The 19,398-nt window shown below is 44.2% G+C and carries 22 protein-coding genes; 15 read left to right on the top strand and 7 right to left on the bottom strand.

All coding sequences use genetic code 11. The features are described 5' to 3' along the window. The 12 genes from ACTVIM_RS16115 to ACTVIM_RS16060 all read left to right on the top strand — a co-directional run bounded on the left by ACTVIM_RS16115 (nt 1) and on the right by ACTVIM_RS16060 (nt 9,349). Nucleotides 1-117 carry a DUF3789 domain-containing protein gene (locus ACTVIM_RS16115; protein WP_144976550.1) on the top strand — a complete coding sequence of 39 codons (117 nt, stop codon included), beginning with the start codon at nt 1-3 and terminating at the stop codon, nt 115-117. Nucleotides 118-263: 146 nt separating this feature from the next. Next, entirely contained in the window at nt 264-371 is a 108-nt protein-coding gene (locus ACTVIM_RS16110) for a putative holin-like toxin (RefSeq protein WP_346771096.1), read from the top strand. A gap of 297 nt (nt 372-668) precedes the next feature. Then, nucleotides 669-1,658 carry a LacI family DNA-binding transcriptional regulator gene (locus ACTVIM_RS16105; protein WP_031406788.1) on the top strand — a complete coding sequence of 330 codons (990 nt, stop codon included), beginning with the start codon at nt 669-671 and terminating at the stop codon, nt 1,656-1,658. Beyond that, nucleotides 1,655-2,551: a ribokinase gene (gene rbsK, locus ACTVIM_RS16100; protein WP_445613197.1), complete on the top strand. Its 897-nt coding sequence runs from the start codon at nt 1,655-1,657 to the stop codon at nt 2,549-2,551. The genes ACTVIM_RS16105 and rbsK overlap by 4 nt, the downstream gene beginning before the upstream one ends. Further along, entirely contained in the window at nt 2,548-2,946 is a 399-nt protein-coding gene (rbsD, locus tag ACTVIM_RS16095; RefSeq protein ID WP_150826044.1) for a D-ribose pyranase, read from the top strand. Before rbsK ends, rbsD begins: the two co-directional genes overlap by 4 nt. Before the next feature lie 33 nt (nt 2,947-2,979). Further along, nucleotides 2,980-4,473 carry a sugar ABC transporter ATP-binding protein gene (locus ACTVIM_RS16090; RefSeq protein WP_445613196.1) on the top strand — a complete coding sequence of 498 codons (1,494 nt, stop codon included), beginning with the start codon at nt 2,980-2,982 and terminating at the stop codon, nt 4,471-4,473. Further along, nucleotides 4,470-5,414 (top strand): ribose ABC transporter permease, encoded by a 945-nt coding sequence (gene rbsC / locus ACTVIM_RS16085; protein WP_445613195.1) that lies wholly within the window; start codon nt 4,470-4,472, stop codon nt 5,412-5,414. Before ACTVIM_RS16090 ends, rbsC begins: the two co-directional genes overlap by 4 nt. A 32-nt stretch (nt 5,415-5,446) precedes the next feature. After that, nucleotides 5,447-6,382, top strand: a complete 936-nt coding sequence (gene rbsB, locus ACTVIM_RS16080; RefSeq protein ID WP_445613194.1) for a ribose ABC transporter substrate-binding protein RbsB — start codon at nt 5,447-5,449, stop codon at nt 6,380-6,382. 80 nt (nt 6,383-6,462) lie between these two features. Continuing rightward, nucleotides 6,463-6,951 (top strand): hypothetical protein, encoded by a 489-nt coding sequence (locus ACTVIM_RS16075; RefSeq protein WP_445613193.1) that lies wholly within the window; start codon nt 6,463-6,465, stop codon nt 6,949-6,951. A 302-nt stretch (nt 6,952-7,253) separates the two neighbouring features. After that, complete coding sequence (locus ACTVIM_RS16070) at nt 7,254-8,438, top strand: RNA-guided endonuclease InsQ/TnpB family protein (protein WP_445613192.1); 1,185 nt, start codon at nt 7,254-7,256, stop codon at nt 8,436-8,438. 186 nt (nt 8,439-8,624) lie between these two features. Continuing rightward, nucleotides 8,625-8,906, top strand: coding sequence for an AbrB/MazE/SpoVT family DNA-binding domain-containing protein (locus ACTVIM_RS16065; RefSeq protein ID WP_445613191.1), 282 nt, complete (start codon nt 8,625-8,627; stop codon nt 8,904-8,906). Nucleotides 8,907-8,926: 20 nt separating this feature from the next. Beyond that, nucleotides 8,927-9,349 (top strand): type II toxin-antitoxin system death-on-curing family toxin, encoded by a 423-nt coding sequence (locus ACTVIM_RS16060; RefSeq protein WP_445613190.1) that lies wholly within the window; start codon nt 8,927-8,929, stop codon nt 9,347-9,349. A gap of 387 nt (nt 9,350-9,736) precedes the next feature. On the opposite strand, the gene ACTVIM_RS16055 is transcribed toward ACTVIM_RS16060, so the two are convergent. Both ACTVIM_RS16055 and ACTVIM_RS16050 read right to left on the bottom strand, forming a co-directional pair. Next, nucleotides 9,737-10,126 carry an ankyrin repeat domain-containing protein gene (locus ACTVIM_RS16055; RefSeq protein ID WP_445613189.1) on the bottom strand — a complete coding sequence of 130 codons (390 nt, stop codon included), beginning with the start codon at nt 10,124-10,126 and terminating at the stop codon, nt 9,737-9,739. After that, nucleotides 10,119-10,280 (bottom strand): hypothetical protein, encoded by a 162-nt coding sequence (locus ACTVIM_RS16050; RefSeq protein WP_445613188.1) that lies wholly within the window; start codon nt 10,278-10,280, stop codon nt 10,119-10,121. Before ACTVIM_RS16050 ends, ACTVIM_RS16055 begins: the two co-directional genes overlap by 8 nt. 499 nt (nt 10,281-10,779) lie before the next feature. On the opposite strand from ACTVIM_RS16050, the gene ACTVIM_RS16045 reads away from it, so the two are divergent. Next, a complete protein-coding gene (locus ACTVIM_RS16045) occupies nt 10,780-11,955 on the top strand; it encodes an ISL3 family transposase (protein ID WP_445613187.1) in 1,176 nt (391 codons plus the stop codon). A 539-nt stretch (nt 11,956-12,494) separates the two neighbouring features. Here the strand turns inward: ACTVIM_RS16045 and kynB are convergent. From kynB to kynU, 4 genes are read right to left on the bottom strand one after another with little or no spacing between them, the layout of a single operon-like run. Next, the gene (kynB, locus tag ACTVIM_RS16040) at nt 12,495-13,121 is read right to left on the bottom strand and encodes an arylformamidase (RefSeq protein ID WP_445613186.1); all 627 of its coding nucleotides are present in this window, start codon (nt 13,119-13,121) and stop codon (nt 12,495-12,497) included. Nucleotides 13,122-13,145: 24 nt separating this feature from the next. Further along, nucleotides 13,146-13,988, bottom strand: a complete 843-nt coding sequence (gene kynA, locus ACTVIM_RS16035; RefSeq protein WP_445613185.1) for a tryptophan 2,3-dioxygenase — start codon at nt 13,986-13,988, stop codon at nt 13,146-13,148. A gap of 40 nt (nt 13,989-14,028) precedes the next feature. Continuing rightward, nucleotides 14,029-15,468 (bottom strand): amino acid permease, encoded by a 1,440-nt coding sequence (locus ACTVIM_RS16030; protein ID WP_445613184.1) that lies wholly within the window; start codon nt 15,466-15,468, stop codon nt 14,029-14,031. 20 nt (nt 15,469-15,488) lie between these two features. After that, nucleotides 15,489-16,775, bottom strand: a complete 1,287-nt coding sequence (gene kynU, locus ACTVIM_RS16025; protein WP_445613183.1) for a kynureninase — start codon at nt 16,773-16,775, stop codon at nt 15,489-15,491. Nucleotides 16,776-16,917: 142 nt separating this feature from the next. Between kynU and ACTVIM_RS16020 the strand changes: the two genes are divergently transcribed. Continuing rightward, the gene (locus ACTVIM_RS16020) at nt 16,918-17,574 is read left to right on the top strand and encodes a TetR/AcrR family transcriptional regulator (protein ID WP_445614375.1); all 657 of its coding nucleotides are present in this window, start codon (nt 16,918-16,920) and stop codon (nt 17,572-17,574) included. A gap of 151 nt (nt 17,575-17,725) precedes the next feature. Next, nucleotides 17,726-18,169, top strand: a complete 444-nt coding sequence (locus ACTVIM_RS16015; protein WP_445613182.1) for a PAS domain-containing protein — start codon at nt 17,726-17,728, stop codon at nt 18,167-18,169. 46 nt (nt 18,170-18,215) lie between these two features. Here ACTVIM_RS16015 and ACTVIM_RS16010 read toward each other — a convergent pair whose 3' ends face one another. Next, on the bottom strand, nt 18,216-19,388 hold the full coding sequence (locus ACTVIM_RS16010; RefSeq protein ID WP_445613181.1) for an MFS transporter: 1,173 nt from the start codon (nt 19,386-19,388) through the stop codon (nt 18,216-18,218). Nucleotides 19,389-19,398: the final 10 nt, after the last annotated feature.

Below are 19,398 nucleotides of genomic sequence, written 5' to 3'. Positions count from 1 at the left end.
ATGGTCGCGTTTATCGCCGGAATGTTTGTCGGTTCGTCTGTGATGCTTGTCATCATGAGTATAATGGCGGCGGCCAAACAGGCGGATGAAGCGAGCGAGCGGTGGAAAAAAGAATAGCGAACAACACTCCTTGCGGCGGGCAAGGAGTTTTTTGTGTGATGGAAAAACATCCCCAATTTGCCAAGATCTATTTGTGGGTTGCATCGAGCATGGTATAATACAAATGCACGGTTTACGCAGGGTGGGCAGTGGCGACTCCCTTGATGAAAGGGGGTGCTGCTGGATTGATGACTGTTGCGGAGGCGTTGTCCTTAATGATTTCTTTTGCGTCGCTTGTCGTGGCAGTCATTGCGGTGTCAAAAGAGAAGTAACCCACCCTGCTCGGCCTAGGTGAGGGTGGGTTGCTCCTGCTCGTTTCCGGGCCACTGCACTTCTTGCAGCAGCCGTGCGTGTTGATCAGGACATTGGTGGCTGCCAATGTCCTGCTTTTATCGTATGGTTTTTTCACTCTTATTATAACCGTAGGCGGGGAAAATCACAATATGACTGACCTCCATGTTTAAAAGGAGCCTCGGGGTGAGAAGGGATAGGAAAATACTTGATGGCTTCTCCGAAATCATGTATACTATCTGTAACCGGTTACATCAACGAAAGAGAAGGAATTGACAATGGCAACGATTCGTGATGTCGCAAAGCGTGCAGGTGTGTCCGTCGCCACCGTGTCGCGGGTGTTGAATCAAAACGGGTACGTGAATGAAGAAACGGAGAAGCGCGTCAGACAGGCGATGAAGGAGCTGAATTACAAGCCGAGTGAAGTGGCGAGGGCGCTGTTTAAAAAAACATCGAAAACGGTTGGCTTGATTGTCCCCGATATTACCAACCCATTCTTTCCGGAACTCGTGCGCGCGGTGGAAGATGTGATGAACATTTATGACTATACGGTTATTCTATGCAATTCCGATGAAAAAGCTGAAAAAGAACGAGAATACATCGAAGTGTTAAAACAAAAATATGTGGACGGTGTCATTTTGACAACGAACCAATTGACGCCGGATGAAGTGGATGAATGGGATGTTCCGATTGTTGTGCTGGACCGTCCGTTCCATGAGCGGTATCCGTCTGTGGTCGCTGATAACTATGGGGGTGCGCGGTTGGCGACTAGACATTTGTATGAAATGGGATGTCGGCGCATCGCTCATATTCAAGGTCCGATGCATGTGGTCAACGCGGTTGAGCGCTTTCGTGGTTACCAGGATGAAATGATGGAACTGGGGATTTGGGAGCAGCGGTTAGTGATTCAGGGGAACTACCAGCTCAAGCAGGCCAAAGAAGCGGTGATGGCGGCTTTGACCGATCATGAGATCGATGGCATTTTTGCCGGCAATGACGCGATGGCGGTCGGTGCGTTGAAAGCGGTTCAGCAGTGCGGATTGAGAGTTCCTGATGATATTGCGATTATCGGTTACGACGGCATCCCGTTGACGGAAATGACCACCCCTGAGCTGTCGACGGTGTCTCAGCCCATTTATGAAATGGGGGCCATCGCGGCCAGAATTTTAATCAAACAAATCGAAGGAAAGCCACTGGAAAAAATTCATTATCAGCTTCCGGTTCAATTAATGGTGCGGCAATCGACGTCAAGGAGGGAACAAACGTGAACAAGCCTGTCATTACTGTGATTGGTAGTATCAACATGGACTTAGTCACCGTGGCGGCACGCTTTCCAAACCAAGGGGAGACCATCTTGGGCGAGCGGTTTCTCACCACTCCCGGCGGCAAGGGAGCGAACCAGGCGGTGGCGGCCGCCCGTCTTGGCGCCGACGTGCGAATGATTGGTGCGGTCGGCGAGGACGCATTCGGCAGGGAGCTCCTTCGCTCTCTGCAAAGCGAAGGGATTTCTGTCGACGGTGTGAAACCGGTTACACATCAACATACCGGCATTGCGTCGATTACCATTTCCGAACAAGACAACCGCATTATCGTTGTGCCCGGAGCGAATCACGCCTTACCTCCAGAGGATCTCGACAAGTACGAATCGGTCATCGCGCAAAGCGATGTTTGCCTGTTGCAGCTGGAAATCCCGATTCCGGTCGTCGAGCGGGCGGTTTCGCTCGCCCATCGCCGTGGCGTGCGGGTCATTGTCAACCCCGCTCCGGCGCAGCCGCTGCCGCCGTCCGTGCTTGAGCAGGCGGATTTCCTAACGCCAAACGAACATGAGCGCACGTTGTTGTTTGCCGGCATGGATGAGCGCACGTTGGTCAATAAACTGATCGTCACTGAAGGGGCGAAAGGAGTGCGCATTTGGCAAGACAGGCAGGAACAGCTCATCCCGGGTTTCCGCGTGCCGGTTGTCGATACGACCGGGGCAGGAGATACGTTTAACGGCGCGCTCGCCGTTGCGCTGGCGGAAGGAAAGCCGCTTGCGGAAGCGTGCCGGTTTGCCAATGCGGCCGCAGCGCTATCGGTCACCAAGCTCGGTGCGCAGGCCGGGATGCCGACACGGGAGGATGTCGAATCATTGTTGGCCAAACAGGAAGGGAGTCAGTCATGAAAAAACAAGGGATTTTAAATAAAGAGTTGAGCACATTGCTTGCCTCGCTAGGACACACCGATACGATCGTGATTGCTGATTGCGGGCTGCCGATTCCAAACGAAGAGGCGCGCATTGACTTAGCTGTTGTCAAAGGGGTCCCACCTTTTTTGTCCGTCTTGGATGCGGTCATCGATGAGTTGGTCGTGGAAAGAATCGTATTAGCGGAGGAAATCAAAACCCAAAATCCAGACATGTACGAAAGCATTAAAGCCAGAATGAGAGATGTGCCGATTCAATTTGTCCCTCATGAAGAATTCAAGGTCATGACGAAGGAAGCGAAGGCAGTCATTCGTACAGGGGAAGCCACTCCTTATGCCAATATCATTCTTCGTTCTGGTGTGAACTTTTCATAGGAAAATGTCTGAAAGAAAAGGAGGGCAGAAACCATGAGGCCCTTAATTGACATGCGATCGATCCAAAAGTCGTTTGGCACCAATATCGTTTTGAATGGCGTTGATTTTGAAGTGCTCCCTGGAGAAGTGCATGCGTTGATGGGGGAGAATGGCGCGGGGAAATCGACGCTGATTAAAGTGCTGACCGGCATTTATGATCGGGATGGGGGAACGATTGTTGTCAACGGGCGGGACGTGCATTACCGCCATCCGAAAGAGGCGGAACGCGACGGGATTGTCGTGATTCATCAAGAGTTGAACATCATTCCAACGTTGACGGTGGCGGAAAATATTTTCCTTGGGCGCGAGCCGACAATCGGGCGAACGGGTGTCATTCGTTATAAAGAAATGGAACAACAGGCCGCTGCCTATTTACGGAGATTAGGAATGGACCTGAACCCGAGAGAGCTCGCCGGACGGTTATCGGTCGGGAAACAGCAGATGATCGAGATTGCTAGGGCGATTTCGACGAACGCCAAGTGCCTCATTATGGACGAACCGACAGCGGCGCTTACGGAACGGGAAATTCAGGCCTTGTTTTCCGTCATTCAAACCTTGAAGGAGCAAGGGATCGCGATTGTGTACATTTCTCATCGGATGGAAGAAATTTTTACGATTTGCGATCGGATTTCCGTTTTGCGTGATGGCCAGTTCATCGGCACAAAACGAGTCAAGGAAACGAACGTTGATGAAATTGTGCAAATGATGGTCGGTCGGCAAATTGGGGAGCGCTTTCCAAAGCGGCGTGTCACCATCGGAGAAGAGCGATTGCGTGTGGAACGACTCACGAAAATCGGAGTGTTTGAAAACGTATCGTTTTCCGTGCGGGCTGGTGAAGTGCTTGGTGTTGCAGGATTGATGGGATCAGGGCGAACAGAGATCATGGAAGCTATTTTCGGCGCCAGACCATTCGATGAAGGAGATATTTATATCGACGGACGCCCTGTGCGCATCCGCTCTCCGCGTCAAGCTGTAGAACATGGCATCGCCATGATTACCGAAGACCGAAAGCAAAAAGGGCTCGTTCTCGAGATGAGTGTTCATGAGAATTTGACGTTGCCGAAATTGGAACAATTGGCGACAGCAGGATTCATCCAGTCATCGAAAGAGCGGGACGTGGTGTTGTCATTCATCCATCTGCTGAATATTAAAACTTCTTCGCCTGATTTAGCGGTAAAAGCATTGAGCGGTGGAAATCAACAAAAAGTTGTCTTCGGAAAGTGGCTGGCGATGAACCCCCGCATCCTCATTTTGGATGAACCTACTCGCGGCGTGGATGTGGGGGCAAAGAAAGAGATTTACGAAATCATCAATGAACTGGCTGCTCAAGGTGTCGCGATCGTGATGGTCTCTTCCGAATTGCCAGAAGTATTAGGCATGAGTGACCGTGTTATGGTGATTCATGAAGGAAACGTTCAGGCGGTCTTGGAGAACGATGGGCTGGATCAAGAAACGATCATGCGGGCGGCGACAGGGGGGAATCGATGATGGAAGCAAAGCGGAAATGGGATGTGAAAAAACTAGGGCCTTTGATCGGATTGGTTCTGCTATGCATGGTGCTTTCCGTATTGAGTGATGACTTTTTGACGATGGACAACTGGCTCAATCTGTTGCGGCAAGTATCGATTAACGCGCTCATTGCCTTTGGCATGACGTTTGTCATTTTAACGGGAGGCATCGATTTATCGGTCGGCTCTGTGTTAGCGCTATCAAGCGCCATAACAGCGGGAATGATGGCGCAAGGGATCAATGGATTTGTCGCCATATTCGTCGGCTTGTTAGCTGGCACGGCCATGGGCGTCTTGAATGGAGTGCTGATCACCAAAGGTAAGGTCGCTCCGTTTATCGCTACGTTGGCGACCATGACGGCGTTTCGCGGCTTGACTCTCGTTTACACGGACGGACGTCCCATTACAGGGTTTGCGTCTAGTGACATCCTGTTTCAGATGATGGGCCGCGGTTATTTCTTTGGCATCCCCGTGCCGATCATCTTGATGCTCGTCGTCTATCTCGTTTTGTATATCGCATTGAAAAAGACAACGTTTGGCCGCCATACGTACGCGATTGGCGGGAACGAAGAAGCGAGCCGTCTATCAGGACTTCGCGTGGACCGGCTGAAAATGTATGTGTATGCGCTAACAGGGGCGTTATCTGCTTTGGCGGGGCTCATTTTAACTTCCCGTTTGAATTCAGCGCAGCCGACGGCAGGAACAGCGTACGAGTTGGATGCCATTGCCGCGGTTGTCTTAGGCGGTACCAGCTTATCGGGAGGAAAAGGATGGATTTTTGGTACATTGGTGGGAGCACTCATGATCGGTGTGTTAAACAATGGGTTAAACTTGCTCAATGTATCTTCCTTTTATCAACAGGTCATTAAAGGAGCGGTCATTCTTCTTGCGGTCTTGCTCGATCGCCGTAAAGAAGCATGATAGATTTGATCAAAAAACAAGGGGGAATCAAAATGAGAAAAGCAGTGGGGTTATTGGCAGCATTGTTGCTTGCGGGAGGCGTGTTGGGTGGATGTTCGCTCGAACAGAACAACGCATCGAGCGGCCAGGGGAAAACGAAACAAGACGGAGAAGTCAAAATCGGTTTGTCCATTTCCACCTTGAATAACCCGTTCTTTGTCACATTAAAAGAAGGGGCTGAAAAAGCCGCCAAGGACAAAGGGGCAGAACTGATTGTGGTTGATGCCCAAAATGATTCGGCGAAACAAATCAACGATATTGAAGACTTGATCCAGCAGAAGGTCGATGTGCTTTTGGTCAATCCGACGGACGCTAGCGCCGTGGTTTCTGCGATTGAATCGGCGAACAGCGCCAACATTCCAGTGATTACCGTTGACCGCAGCGCGGACGGCGGGAAAGTGGTCACCCATATCGCCTCCGACAATGTGGCTGGAGGGAAAATGGCAGCCCAATTTCTTGTCGATCACTTGAAAAACGGTGGAAACATTGTGGAATTAGAAGGAATTCCTGGTTCTTCGGCGGCTCGTGAACGTGGAGAAGGATTTCACCAAGTCATTGACAAAGCGGCCAATATGAAGGTCGTCGCCAAACAGGCGGCAGATTTTGACCGGGCGAAAGGACTGTCGGTCATGGAAAACATTTTGCAAAGCCATAAAGACATTCAAGCGGTCTTTGCCCATAACGACGAGATGGCCTTAGGGGCATTGGAGGCGTTGCAAGCCCATGGAATGAACAACGTGATGGTGGTTGGATTCGACGCCACGGATGATGCGGTCAAAGCGGTGAAAGAAGGCAAAATGGCAGCCACGGTCGCGCAAAAACCGGCATTAATTGGCGAAAAAGCTGTGGAAGCCGCCATTCGCGTTCACAAAGGGGAGAAAGTGGAATCATTCATCCCGGTTCCGCTTGAATTGGTTCACCGGCAATAACATACCATTGGATCTGCGGTGTTGGTTGAGCATCAAGGCTCGGCTAGCACCGCTGCTTGTTTTTGTTCTTGATGGAGCTATTGAATGAAAAAGCAAAAACGATTACCGAGACGCTGTCTTTCATGCAATCAGCCCAGCTCCGCAGATGTGGTGGTCAACACGAGGTGTTTGATCTGTTCCTGCTGTTTTTCAGTGAGAAACGGCTCCCGCAAAGGGGCAACATCCCGATGAAGCAGGAGTTCAAGACCGCCTTCATTAAACAGCGACACATAATGGGAAACGGTTTGGAGGCACACATGGACCATGGAGGCAGCCTCTTTGCCCAACGATCTTTCCATGACCAGGCGGACGGCCATCACGCGTTGGCGGAGCTAGGCGTTTTTGATCTTCCGTTCCTGCTTGCGGAGTTTCCGGGGCGTCCATCCGTGATGGTCGGTGATTTTGAGACATTTCATGCCGAATTCCGCTCCTTTCCCATGCTTTTCCTTAGGAGCAGTATTACCGGAGTGGGCACCAGCTATACGAAGGTGAATCTTTTAATGAGCATGTATATAGAAGAAATGTCTTAACGTAACGTTGGCAACTTCATGATATTTGCTTTTTCCAGCAAACAAGCCTTTTTTGCGGATGGCGGATTGCGTTTCAGCAAATTGCTGTTATAATTGTTTATACAGTAATAATTATTATGGATAAAAGCATCGCTTTTGGCCCATATTATGGAAAGGAGGTGACACACAGTTGAAATAAATTTATAAAATTTCGTAAAACTCTATATACAATTTATAAAAACTATGTATATAGGTGATAAATCGGTTTGAAATGATAACTGACATAGGGAAAGCCAAGAAAATGATTCAGGAGTTGGTAAAAGATGATCAAGACTTATAAAGTCATGCTTTTGCCAAACCATAAGCAAAGAACAAAGTTATTTGAGTGTGCAGGTGTATCCCGATGGGCATACAATTGGGCTTTGGCTACACAACAAGAAAACGACAAAAATGGTGGAACGTTTTTAAACGATCGTGAATTGAGAAAAATATTGACGCAATTAAAAAAGCAGAAACAATATGATTGGCTTAATCATTATTCAAACAATATAACAAAACAAGCGATTAAAGATGCCTGTCAAGCGTATAAAAACTTCTTTGAAGGCAGGGCAAAGTTTCCAAAATTTAAGTCAAAAAAGAGAAGCAAACCAAGTTTTTATCAAGATACGGCAAAAATAAAAATCACAAAAACGCATGTGAAATTGGAAAAGCTGACTACTTCGAAGAAAAAGAACAAGCAAAAATTGAATGATGTTAAGTTAGCTGAAAAAGACAGAATCCCAACAGGGAGTAATATAAACTATCTCAACCCAAGAATCACGTTTGACGGAATAAATTGGTGGCTTACTATTGGAGTTGAAGAAGTTGAAAACAAAAACCAAAATTATACCGATGGCATAGGCATTGATTTAGGGGTGAAGGATTTAGCTGTCGTTAGCAACGGGCAGAAGTTTCGCAATATAAACAAATCAAACAAAGTGAAGAAGCTGGAGAAAAGGCTGAAAAGGTTACAACGTAAGCTATTAAGGAAATATGAGAAAAACAAAATAAAAACAGAAGGAGGTGAATTCCGTTACAGAAAAACAAACAATATAAAGAAGTTGGAATTCCTTGTTCGAAAGACGTACCGAAGGCTGAAACACATTAGGCACAATTATATTCATCAAATCACTGCATCTTTGGTGAAAACCAAGCCAGAGTATGTAGTCATGGAGAGCTTACATACTCATGGAATGTTAAAGAACAGAAAGCTATCGAAAGCCATCCAAGAACAAACATTCCACGAGTTGAAAAGGCAAATGGAATATAAGTGTGCCTGGAATGGAATTAAGTTTATACTTGCCGATCGATTCTTCCCTTCGTCTAAAACGTGCAGCCATTGTGGGGCTGTAAAAGAGAAACTTTCTTTGTCAGAAAGAACGTTTGTATGTGATGAATGTGGAAATCAAATAGACAGGGATGTGAACGCAAGTAGAAACTTAAAAAAATATGGTGAGTCAATAGCCTAGCACGTAAAGCGGCTATTGACATGTACCCATTCGTTAGTGGGGAATTGAAGCCTTCGGAGCACCACATCCAACGAGAGTAGCCTTGGCGAAATCGGGTGCGATGAACAAGGAAAGAAACATAGGTCTTTATAAGATTTTTAACTATCTTATAAAGCCTTATAAGTTTTCTGTAACGGCAGAAAAGAAATGGGCGTGGAAATGTTGGGTGACAACTATGAAAAAATATACACACGGCGGATTAACCAAGTAGGGAATAGTTTGTCCGTGAATATCCCGAAGGATTTAGCGATGATGTTAAACATAAATAAAGGGGATGAAATGGAAATATATTACGATAAAGAACGGGGGGAAATCGTGATGAAGCGCGCAAACCGGATTCCAAAAGGGGTCCGTCCCGAAGTAGTGATGGCGATGAACCGCGCGATTGCCAAATATGATGAAGCGCTGCGGAACTTGAAAGACAGATAAAGGAGCAGACAGAGGAAAACATGGTTTATTATTTAACAGCCGAAGAAATCATCTTCTTGCATTATACGATTATGGAAATGCACGGTGATGCCGAACAAGCGGGGGTCAAATTCTCTGATAAATTTGCCTGGATGTTGGAAAGGCCGAAAACGAAATTGTTCGGGGAGGAGCAGTTTCCTTCGATTATTGAAAAAGCGTGCTGCTATTACCATTCCATCGCGACGGGGCATATTTTTCACAATGGCAATAAACGGACGGCTTTAGCCGTATTCGTCACTTTCCTTAATTTGAACGGGTATGAACTAACGATGACCAATAAAGAGGCGGAAGATTTCACGGTATACCTTGCCGAAGACGCCAAGTTCCGGGGAAATGATTGCATTCAGCACCTTTGCCGCGAATTAAAAGATTGCATCCGCCCCATCCAAAAACAAAAAGAGTGAGAAAGACGGCGGCCAAAGCCGCTTTATAGTTGGGAGTCAAAAGCTACTTTATGGAGCTTTAGAATTATTTTATCGTTTTTTTCTCACAGTTGAGAAGTGGTTCGACAAACGTAGTGTCTAATCTGCTTTATAAGTTGCAATAAAGAATTTCGTTTCTTCTTTCATCTCAATACGAACTGATATGGAACATGATAGGTAATCGGCTGGATGTAAACAAAATTTTATACATGCAACATGAAGAGTTAACCTCTCCGTTATCCTGCACACTCTAAGCGCTGCATCATTTCCTCCAAAGACCTGTAGGCTCAACCTGCAAGCTGAACCATGGGGGAGGAAGCTCGTTGCAGGAGAAGCCAAATGATCGTTTTTCAATGAGCATGTATATAGTTATTTAAGCGACTCGAGATATTTGACAACAGCCAAAGCGGAATCGCCGCCAGCCTTTGCATGATCAATGAGCGGTATGGTATGTGGGCCCTTAGCGTTTATCATGTCTGGATGAGCCTCCAGAATTGCTTTTACGATCGCCAATTCACCTAACATGGCTGCGGCAAAAATGTCAATTCTGGCCCCTCTATCCAACAGGTATGTTGCAATATCTCTTCTCCCCATATGTGCGGCCGCTCCCAGCGCTGTTTCCCAATCGCCACCGCCCCAATCCCAACTTGCATGGAGTAAGCCTGGCTCTTGCTCTAATAACTCCTTGACTTTCTCAAAATCGCCATGAGCATGATAAACAAATTCCTTTACCAGTTCAGGTTTTATAGATTCAGCCATGATTTCCTCTCCTTTTTTCTAGTTCTTCCAACATCAGCTTTGCTATTTCATCATTACCTTTCTCTTCCGCATCATCGATCGCAGTTTGCCGCATTGCAATCAACTTCCCGGCTGCCTCAGAACGGCTTTGCGCCAATCCCGCTTGCACAAGCAAATCTACGGCACCCAATGAGACCGCATCGAAACGAATCGATATCACTCTGCATTGCGTATACTTGTTTTCCGCCTTCCCATTGTCCTTTTGTAATTGTGTAATATAATTACAAGTATATTTATTGTTGCCTCATTTTTCAAGAATGATTATTAAGCAAATTAAGAAAATAAAGAAATATAAGCAGTTGTCGAGCCTTTATCCTCGAAAATTGGCTCATCACCACAACATGTACTTGACAGACGGTTCACTTCTCTGAACAAGTGTATGCAAAACATGATTGGTTTCCTGTTCTTTCTTGGTTGCATAAGTAAGGTACGTGATGAAAAAATCAAGTACAACTTGTGGTGAAGAGCCCAAAAATTTGGCTCTTCACCACAAGTTGTACTTGATATATTGACATGGAACGCAGTAGGAAAATAAAGAAAATAGAGGGTACAAAAAATGCGAATTTTCCTGTATGGTAAAGGTGACCAAACCAAACCATTGGAGGAAAATTCGCATGTACTCTCAGTTTATCAAAGAACTTATCGATTTGCCAGATGTTTTGATTGAAAAGGAACGAAAAGAAGGAGAACGCTGGATTTTCGAACTTTCTCTTCCCGAACAATGTCCGTTATGTCCTGTCTGCTTGCAACGCACAACAAAAATGACCCGAAAAAAGAAGCAATGGATGCATGGCTATGCCCAACGGATCGGGGTTTTTTGGATTGAACTCCCAGTGGAACGGAGACGTTGTTGCACTTGTGGCATGACATTCAGCACCTCTTATCTAGGGATCTCCCCTCGAAGTGTGGCAACGGACGCCTTTCAACAATGGGTGGCGCAATCTTGCATTGGAACATCCATTCAGGCGGTGGCTCGTATGCTAAAACTCCCTTACACGACTGTTGAACGTTGGTTTTATACCCATGCCCCTTCCTTTTTGTCGAATACCATTCAGCCAAAGGCGGTTTGTGTCGATGAGTTTGCTTTTCGAAAAGGGCATGACTATGGAGTGGCGGTCATGGATGCAGAGACGGGAGAAGTGTATTCCATCGAAGCAGGAAAGAATGAGGCAGCCATTCGAAGTGCATTGGCGTGTGTGTCTTCTTCTGTCCAGTGTGTCGTGAGCGATTTGGCTCCGGCCATGAAAAAAGCCATTCAAGGGGCGTGTCCAGAAGCGGTACATGTGGTCGATTATTTTCATGTCATTCAGCTGTTTACGGAAGCCTTAAATCGGTGTCGCAAATATTTAGCCAAAGGGGGCAAGAAACACAGAAATGTTCGGTACGTTTGTTGTTTATTGAGCCAATGCCCAGAGAAATTAACCGAGGAGGAACGTCAAACGGTACGGGAGTGGTGTAAAGAAAGCGATTACCTACAGGTTGTTTATCAATCCCTCCAACATTTTCGCTATGTATCCAAAAGCCAAGGCGAACGACAGGCGAAACGTCGCTTGGAAGCTTGGATTCATCGGTATTTGTTTTGTACTTGTTCTGTTGTGCGTGCCATCGCAAAAGCACTCGTAAAACGAACAGAAGAAATCATTTCGTGCATTTTGTTGCCTTATTCGAATGGGAAAATGGAAGGGACGAATAACAAGATCAAGCTGATCAAACGCCGAGGGTATGGATACAGAAATATCCAAAGATTTGCATTGCGAGTTCGGCTAGAAACGGCTGCCACACTTCAATGATAGATGCAAGTACATCTTTTGGTGATGAACCAAAAATTTTAATTTATGCAAAAAAATGATGGAAAGATCCCATAATTTATTAACCAAAAAACGGGTTCCTTTGAGGCTTAGGACTAGTTGTTCGGCCTACCTGTATATTCTGGATCCATCTCTTTTCTAGAAGGCTGGTGAAAAACCGCTGATTCCCTTCATCAATGGGAGAACGCGTGAAAAGCAGGACCGATGCAACAAGGTTTTTCTAGTTGAGAAATGACATTGCAAAGCCGTATCTAGGATTAAATCACCAGTTTCGCTCGACTTGTCGGAAATTACAAGAAATAAGATGATGACGTTGCAAGGTTTTTCAATTTGATAAACAATGTTGGTATTTCCCCTTAAACCACCGGCCTCCTAGAGGGTAGCATCCTTTGATGCGATCTCTCTGTTTTGAACATTGAGTACGCCCTGCCATTTTTGAAGACGGATGGTTTTTGGGTGAACAAGCCTCATTGATGTTTGATTGCCGCCAAAGCAAACGAAACCAATGCCTCTGAATGGTTTTATTCCATTTTCCGTAATACTGCCCGTACAGGACTCCCATCGCCATTTACTAAGGGAAGAGGAAGGGCTGCTAGCTCATAGTCCCCAGGAGGAACATGGTCTAATACGAGCCCCTCCAAAATATGAATTCCACAGCGGTGCAATTCGTGATGGGCAGGCAATCGTTTGCTTGTCAACGGGTCAACCGAAGGCAAATCCACCCCGATCAAACGAATTCCGTATTTTCTTAAGTATGGCGCCAATGGCGCATCAATATAGGGGATGGTTTCCGGAAATGTATTCCGATTTGTCCATGCCCCCGTGTAGATTAATAAGCGTGTCACTCCGTTTAAGTCAATCTGTTGTAATTCGTCGATTCCAATTTTTTTTGGATTTGAAAGATGGATAACTCGGGCCGGTCCGATATAGATATTTACATCAAGATCGATGACCTTTTTTCCTTTGTTATCAAAGTGAAAGGGAGCATCAATGTGTGTGCCTGTATGTGTGCTCATGGTGATTTGGCCGACATTTACTGACCCACTGTCCTCTTTGTGCCAGCGAATGCGATAGGAAAAAGGAGTATCGCCCGGCCATACCGGAGTATGTTCATCAAGTCGTTGGGAGATGTCGATCCATGTACTCATCATTCCGCCTCCTGCTGTTGTCTTTTATAATTTGGTTCTTAATGTCCATAGTTCAGGGAAGAACGGCCGATCGAGTGCTTTTTTTAAGTAGGAGACACCTGATGATCCTCCGGTTCCTTTTTTGTAGCCAATAATTCGTTCAACCGTAGTCATGTGCATATAACGCCATATTTGCTGTTGGCTACCTATATCTACTAGCTTTTCCGCGAGCTCATATAAATCCCAATATCGATCGACATTTCGATATACCGTCAACCATGCTTTCTCCACGCTAGCATTGGGCTGGTAGTTTTGCGAGTAATCGCGCTGAAGGACCTCCTGATCAATAGATAACCCGCGAACGGCCAATGCTTTGATCGCTGCGTCATAGACACTTGGAGCGTGTAGTGCCCTCATCAACTGTTCGTAAATATGCTGATCGTGTTGGAAGACAGGCAAAACGTGTATATTTTTTTGTCCAAGGGCAAATTCAATTAAACGGTTTTGATAAGACTGGAATCCGGAAGCATGGCCTAAACATTCACGAAATTCCATGTACTCTGATGGAGTCAGTGTTGAAAGAACACCCCATGATTGAATGAGTTGTTGTTGGATTCTTGAGATGCGGGCAAACATTTTAAAGGATGGTTCTAAATCGTCATCTAAAATACATTGAATAGCAGCTTCCATTTCATGTAAAATGAGTTTCATCCAAAGTTCACTTGTTTGGTGAATAATGATAAATAGCATCTCATCATGATGGTTAGATAACCGCCGTTGACTCGATAAAATTTTATCAAGCTGAAGATAGCTTGTGTACGACATTTCTTCTTGGAAATCTGTATGAATGCCTTTCTCCAGTTCGAATGGATTTTGTTTCTTTTGCATATGTTCCCACCCTTTTCGTAGAATGATCGGCTGGATACGATTATTGATTTGTGCTCGCGACCGTTTCATCGGATGATGTAGAAGAAGTTGCGTTATGGTATGTGGCATTGCGCCTTTTCCAAAGAACATACGCAATGGTTAGCAATAATAGCCAAGGAATCCCAAACTGTAACATCGGTTTAAATGGTGTAAACCAAGTTGTAATCATTAAACAGAGTAATAATACGCCGCCTAGGATGGTTAAGTAAGGAAATCCAATCATTTTGATCGGCAATGGGCGACCATTCGTTTGATTCCACTTGTTTCGGAAAAAAAGATGAGAAACAAAAATCATCCACCAAGTAAAAATGGCTCCAAACATGGAAATGCCCATCATGACCGTATACGATGTCTCAGGAAGAAGGGCTGAAACGATGGCTGAAATGGCAATTCCGGCGGTAGAAACGAGTAATGCCTTGATCGGAACCCCTTTTTTGCTCACCCCAGCAAAGAAAGAGGGAGCATAGCTTTCTTGTGCCAATGCAAACATCATTCTCGTTGACGCATATAATTGGCTATTCATCGCCGATAGTGCCGCAGTGAGAACAATGAAGTTCACCACCCCGGAAGCACCAGGGATGTTTAGGATTTCCATTACTTTCACAAAAGGACTTTTGTCAATTCCCGCTGCTTTCCATGGGACGATCATCAACATGATGGCGATCGTGAGTACATAAAAAGTCGATAAACGAAAAACGGTTGCTTTTAATGCTTTGGGAACGGCAATTTCGGGTTCTTTTGCTTCACCTGATGTAACCGCTATCATTTCTGTTCCTAAGAAGCTAAATAGAGAAATAAAGATAGCCACCCACATCCCCCACCAGCCAAATGGGAGAAATCCGCCATCATTAACGAAATTGGAGGGTCCAATTCCAGATTGTTCCGATCCCCCGAATATAACATAGGTTCCAAGGAGAATAAAAAGGACTACTGCACTCACTTTGATCATCGAGAACCAGTACTCAAAAGTAGCAAACGTATGAACGTTAGTGGCATTAACGTAAATAAGAATGCCTCCAAATAGTAGGATCCATAGGATCCCTGGTGTATGAGGGAACCAGTATCTCATATAAACGGCAATGGCACTCACTTCCACCCCTACAGCGAGGACATTAGCGATCCAATACGAATAGCGGACGATAAAACCTGCATAGGGGTGGATGTACCGATCAGCAATGGTTCCAAAAGAACCTGATGTTGGATGAGCGACAGTCATTTCAGCTAAACAACCCATCAACAACAATACGATAAAAGCACCAATGGCATAACTAAGCAAAACACTAGGCCCGGCTGTTTGAATGGCAAGGCCACTTCCGAGAAACAACCCAGTGCCAATGGCACATCCCATAGCGATCATAGTTAATTGGTTCGTTTTTAATTTACGATGTAATCCAGTGTCTTTTTCTTGCGATTCATGCGTATAGTGATTTGGCTTGGTCATTGTGTCTCCCTCCTTACTATTTAGGCGACTACTTCACGCTCGTTTGAAAACTTCTTATACTGTTTCTCTTGCATGATTTTCTTAAGAATTTGTACAACGTTCCATACCTCTTCATAAGATGTGTACAAAGCAATCGGGGCTAAGCGAATAATATTTGGTGCTCGGAAGTCTGGAATGACGCCATTTTCTTTTAATGATTTGCAAATGCGGGCCGCTTCCTCATGTTCTAAGCTAATATGTCCCCCACGGCGTGCATTGTCCTTTGGATTGCCGATGATAAAGCCGAAAGAAGAAAGTTCATGTTCAATTAAGTACATCAAGTAACTCGTCAGTTGCAAAGACTTTTGACGAATCCGTTCGATTCCTGCTTCCATGAAGATTTCTAAGGATCCAATCAAAGGAGCTAGACTCAAAAGATGCGGTGTTCCAATTTGATAAGCTCCAGCTGTCAAAGAAGGACTGAATGTATGTTCCATATCAAATTGTTTGTCTTTTTTCGATCCAAACCATCCAGCTAGGCCAGGTGCGGAACCGAAATGTTTACGATGGACATAGAGTCCTGCGACACAGCCAGGCCCTCCGTTTATATACTTGTAGTTGCACCAAAAAGCGAAATCAACCCCCCACTCACTAAATGAGTGCGGAATGGCTCCAATGGAGTGGCAAGCATCGAATCCGATCAAGATGCCACGTTTATGTGCTTCATGAGTCAGCAGCTTGATGTCCAAAATTTGACCACTGCGGTACAAAACAGTAGGCAAAATAACTAAGGCAACGTCTTCAGACATGGCTGAAATAATATCTTCTTCTTCCAAAAAACGCCCATCACGACTTTTTACTCGAATCAGATGGGTGCTGGGGTCATAACCGTGAATACGAAGCTGACTCTGCAACGCATAAATGTCTGATGGAAAGGTTAATTCATCAGCTAAGATCTTTGTCCTCTTTCCTTCTGGATGATAAAAGGTAGAAACTAACTGATGCAAATTAACAGTGGTAGAGCCTGTAGCAATCACTTCTTCCGGTGAAGCGCCGACTAATGGCGCCAACATGGCGCCCACCTTCTCTGATAGGTCAAACCATGGATAAGTTCCTTTTGTCCAACCGTCTATTCCTAATATTCTCCAATCTTGTAATACGGTGAACAGTGTTTTTTCCGCTCTTTTGGAAAGAAGTCCTAGTGAGTTGCCATCCATATAAATGGAATTTGGCGGTAAGTAAAATTCATCGCGGAAATGACGTAATGGGTCTTCTTGATCAAGCTTTTGGGCAAATTCTAATGTAGGTTCCAGGTTTGTGACGTTCATGAATCTACCTCCTATTTCATTCGATGCATGCTAAAAAGATTTTACAAAAGAATTTGACATGATGTCAATTACTAAATGTTCTAAATATTTGTTTTTATGTTTCAGCTTTGTCATCTTCTTTTATTTTGGTCTTATACCCCTTATGCTAAGAAGCAAAGGAGTATCGTTAAGGAGGGATACAGTGGATCGCAAAAAAACGATCGATCGCCGCCATATGCGTTCTGTGGCCACGCGCCAAAAAATATTGCAAGCAGCACGGGAAGTGTTTATCCGTGAAGGGTTCCATGATACTACTGTTACCCAAATTATCAAGAAAGCGGGTGTAGGGTATGGTACAGCCTATGTTTACTTTAAAGGGAAAGATGATATTCTGATCACGCTGATGGAAGATGTGATGGGGCAATTTTATCAAATCGCTGAGCTTCCCTTTTTTCCTACATCAAAGGAGGAAGCACAACGAATGATTCAAAGTCAAGCGTATTCCTTTTTAAAAATGGCGGAAGCGGAACGCGACATGTTACAGGTATTCGAGCAAGCGATCGGTGTTTCCCAAGCCGCGTCTTCGAAATGGGCAGAAATCCGCGAGCGATTTATCCAACGAATTTCTCAAGATATTTCTTATTCCCAACGTAAAGGACTCGCTAGGACAGAATTAAATCCTGAGGTAGTGGCGCGTGGTTGGTTTTTTACGAATGAAATGTACTTATGGGACATTGTGCGTGGTCATCATCGTAAATGTTCAATAGAGGAAATTGCTTGGACGATCACGGTGGTGTATATGGAGGGACTTTACCGATGAATGCTTGTTGGCTTTTTTATGCTAGGAACAAATAACGTTACACTCTCTTCCATAAAAACATGACAGTTTGAATATATTCATGATTTACCGTCAACTATAACAAGCCTGTAATAGGGTATCGTAAAACTTGATTAGGAGGGAAGGAATCAACATGGACGGGAGGGTTTGGGAGGAAGCAAGAAAAGAACGCTTGAAACTGCTTAGGGAGGTTGAGGGACTTTTGTCATTTATCAGGGACCCGGTCTTCGTTGTCGATGCACAAGGATATATCGCTCATACAAATTCTGCCGCAGAGCAAATACTGGAACGTCCCCAAATCGTTGTGATCGGTAAACACATCACAGAATTTGTCCAATCTACATCACTTTCTCAGCATATTAAGCAGGGAAGGCCTGTAGCTAGTCTGGCTGTCTGCATGAGGAATGTGAAAGGGGACTGTGTGGAGTTTTCGTGCCGATTGCATCCGTTGCTCGTAGATAAAAATGTGGAAGGAGCTATTTTGTTTTTTACCAAGCCGGTTTTACGAAATGTATATAAACGAAGAGTGAATCTTAGACATCCTCTGATTCTTTTCTACAAGAAAAAGGCGGATTAATCCGCCTTTGATGTTTATTGAAAATAAAGGGTGACGAATCCACTTTTTATTTTAAAATTTGATTAATCATGAACGAAACCACTAAAAACACGATTCCTAGAATAAGAAATAAGGAAGAGGAACTCAGAAAGCTAATTCCGACAATTCCTGCTCCTATTGCCATTCCACAATATCGTACAAAATTAAATATTCCTAATGCCAATCCTTTTTCATTTGTATATTGACTACTAATGATTGTTGAAAATAATGGTGGAGAAAATCCTAGTAAAACACCATAAATGAATAAAATAATACTTAATATGATCATGTTCTTTTCCATCATTAAACCAAATAATATAATGAAAAATGGCATTAAGTATAAAATTGTACGATATAACTTTTCTAAATCAAATCTTCTTTGTAACTTTTTAAATAAAGTACTACCTATAATCATACTAATTGTCAAAGGCAAATATAATAATCCGATAATCTGTAAAGATATTTGATAGTGATCGTGCAATAAAACAGGTAAGTATGTCAATATTGAAAAATATACTAGGAAGACGAAAAAACTAATTCCGATAACACTCATGCCTTTTTTATTTGCCCATAAAATTTGATATTTTTGAAGTGTTTGATATTTATTTTTATTATCTGATAATTGTTTACTATTTAATGTCGGAAGTTTGTATCCTAAAAAAATCAACAATGTCATTGAAATGACAAATAGAAATAAAAATACACCTGAATAATTGTAGTATTGTCCAATGAATCCTCCCAAGATCGGCGCAAGTGCGGGGGCTAATGTCAATAAGATTTGATATGTTCCCATAGCATCGCCCCGTTCTGCCCCTTCAAATAAATATGCAATGACATTCACCGCAATCAACGGAATCATTCCTGTACCAATGGCTTGAAACATTCGTGCAACAAAAAATACCATAAAATTTGTTGTAAATGCACAAAATAAAGTTGAGATACTTGTAATGAAAAGACTAGTGATCATTAACTTTTTTTGATTCGCAGAATCAATAAATGTTCCTAATATTACTTGCATGATAGAAATAATAAAGATAAAACCACTAACTGTTAAATCCACCCAAAAAATTGTTGTGTCAAAAGTATCTCGAATAAGAGGAATCAAAGGGGAATAAATATTTTGATTTAATGACGCAAAAAAAGCTGAAATACTTAAGAGAAGAACCAGAACTTTGCTTTTTGGTTGAAAGGCTTTATCCAAAGCTTTTCCC

It is taken from the genome of Geobacillus sp. YF-1 (assembly GCF_052692335.1).
This window is presented reverse-complemented; position numbering and strand designations above follow the sequence as displayed.

Coding starts and splice junctions, on each gene's coding strand:
- ACTVIM_RS16045 (WP_445613187.1), top strand. CDS start 10,780: ATGTACTCTCAGTTTATCAAAGAACTTATCGATTTGCCAGATGTTTTG.
- ACTVIM_RS16065 (WP_445613191.1), top strand. CDS start 8,625: ATGGGCGTGGAAATGTTGGGTGACAACTATGAAAAAATATACACACGG.
- ACTVIM_RS16060 (WP_445613190.1), top strand. CDS start 8,927: ATGGTTTATTATTTAACAGCCGAAGAAATCATCTTCTTGCATTATACG.
- ACTVIM_RS16090 (WP_445613196.1), top strand. CDS start 2,980: ATGAGGCCCTTAATTGACATGCGATCGATCCAAAAGTCGTTTGGCACC.
- rbsC (WP_445613195.1), top strand. CDS start 4,470: ATGATGGAAGCAAAGCGGAAATGGGATGTGAAAAAACTAGGGCCTTTG.
- kynU (WP_445613183.1), bottom strand. CDS start 16,775: ATGAACGTCACAAACCTGGAACCTACATTAGAATTTGCCCAAAAGCTT.
- ACTVIM_RS16030 (WP_445613184.1), bottom strand. CDS start 15,468: ATGACCAAGCCAAATCACTATACGCATGAATCGCAAGAAAAAGACACT.
- rbsB (WP_445613194.1), top strand. CDS start 5,447: ATGAGAAAAGCAGTGGGGTTATTGGCAGCATTGTTGCTTGCGGGAGGC.
- ACTVIM_RS16020 (WP_445614375.1), top strand. CDS start 16,918: ATGCTAAGAAGCAAAGGAGTATCGTTAAGGAGGGATACAGTGGATCGC.
- ACTVIM_RS16110 (WP_346771096.1), top strand. CDS start 264: ATGAAAGGGGGTGCTGCTGGATTGATGACTGTTGCGGAGGCGTTGTCC.
- kynA (WP_445613185.1), bottom strand. CDS start 13,988: ATGCAAAAGAAACAAAATCCATTCGAACTGGAGAAAGGCATTCATACA.
- kynB (WP_445613186.1), bottom strand. CDS start 13,121: ATGAGTACATGGATCGACATCTCCCAACGACTTGATGAACATACTCCG.
- ACTVIM_RS16070 (WP_445613192.1), top strand. CDS start 7,254: ATGATCAAGACTTATAAAGTCATGCTTTTGCCAAACCATAAGCAAAGA.
- ACTVIM_RS16055 (WP_445613189.1), bottom strand. CDS start 10,126: ATGGCTGAATCTATAAAACCTGAACTGGTAAAGGAATTTGTTTATCAT.
- ACTVIM_RS16115 (WP_144976550.1), top strand. CDS start 1: ATGGTCGCGTTTATCGCCGGAATGTTTGTCGGTTCGTCTGTGATGCTT.
- ACTVIM_RS16015 (WP_445613182.1), top strand. CDS start 17,726: ATGGACGGGAGGGTTTGGGAGGAAGCAAGAAAAGAACGCTTGAAACTG.
- ACTVIM_RS16105 (WP_031406788.1), top strand. CDS start 669: ATGGCAACGATTCGTGATGTCGCAAAGCGTGCAGGTGTGTCCGTCGCC.
- rbsD (WP_150826044.1), top strand. CDS start 2,548: ATGAAAAAACAAGGGATTTTAAATAAAGAGTTGAGCACATTGCTTGCC.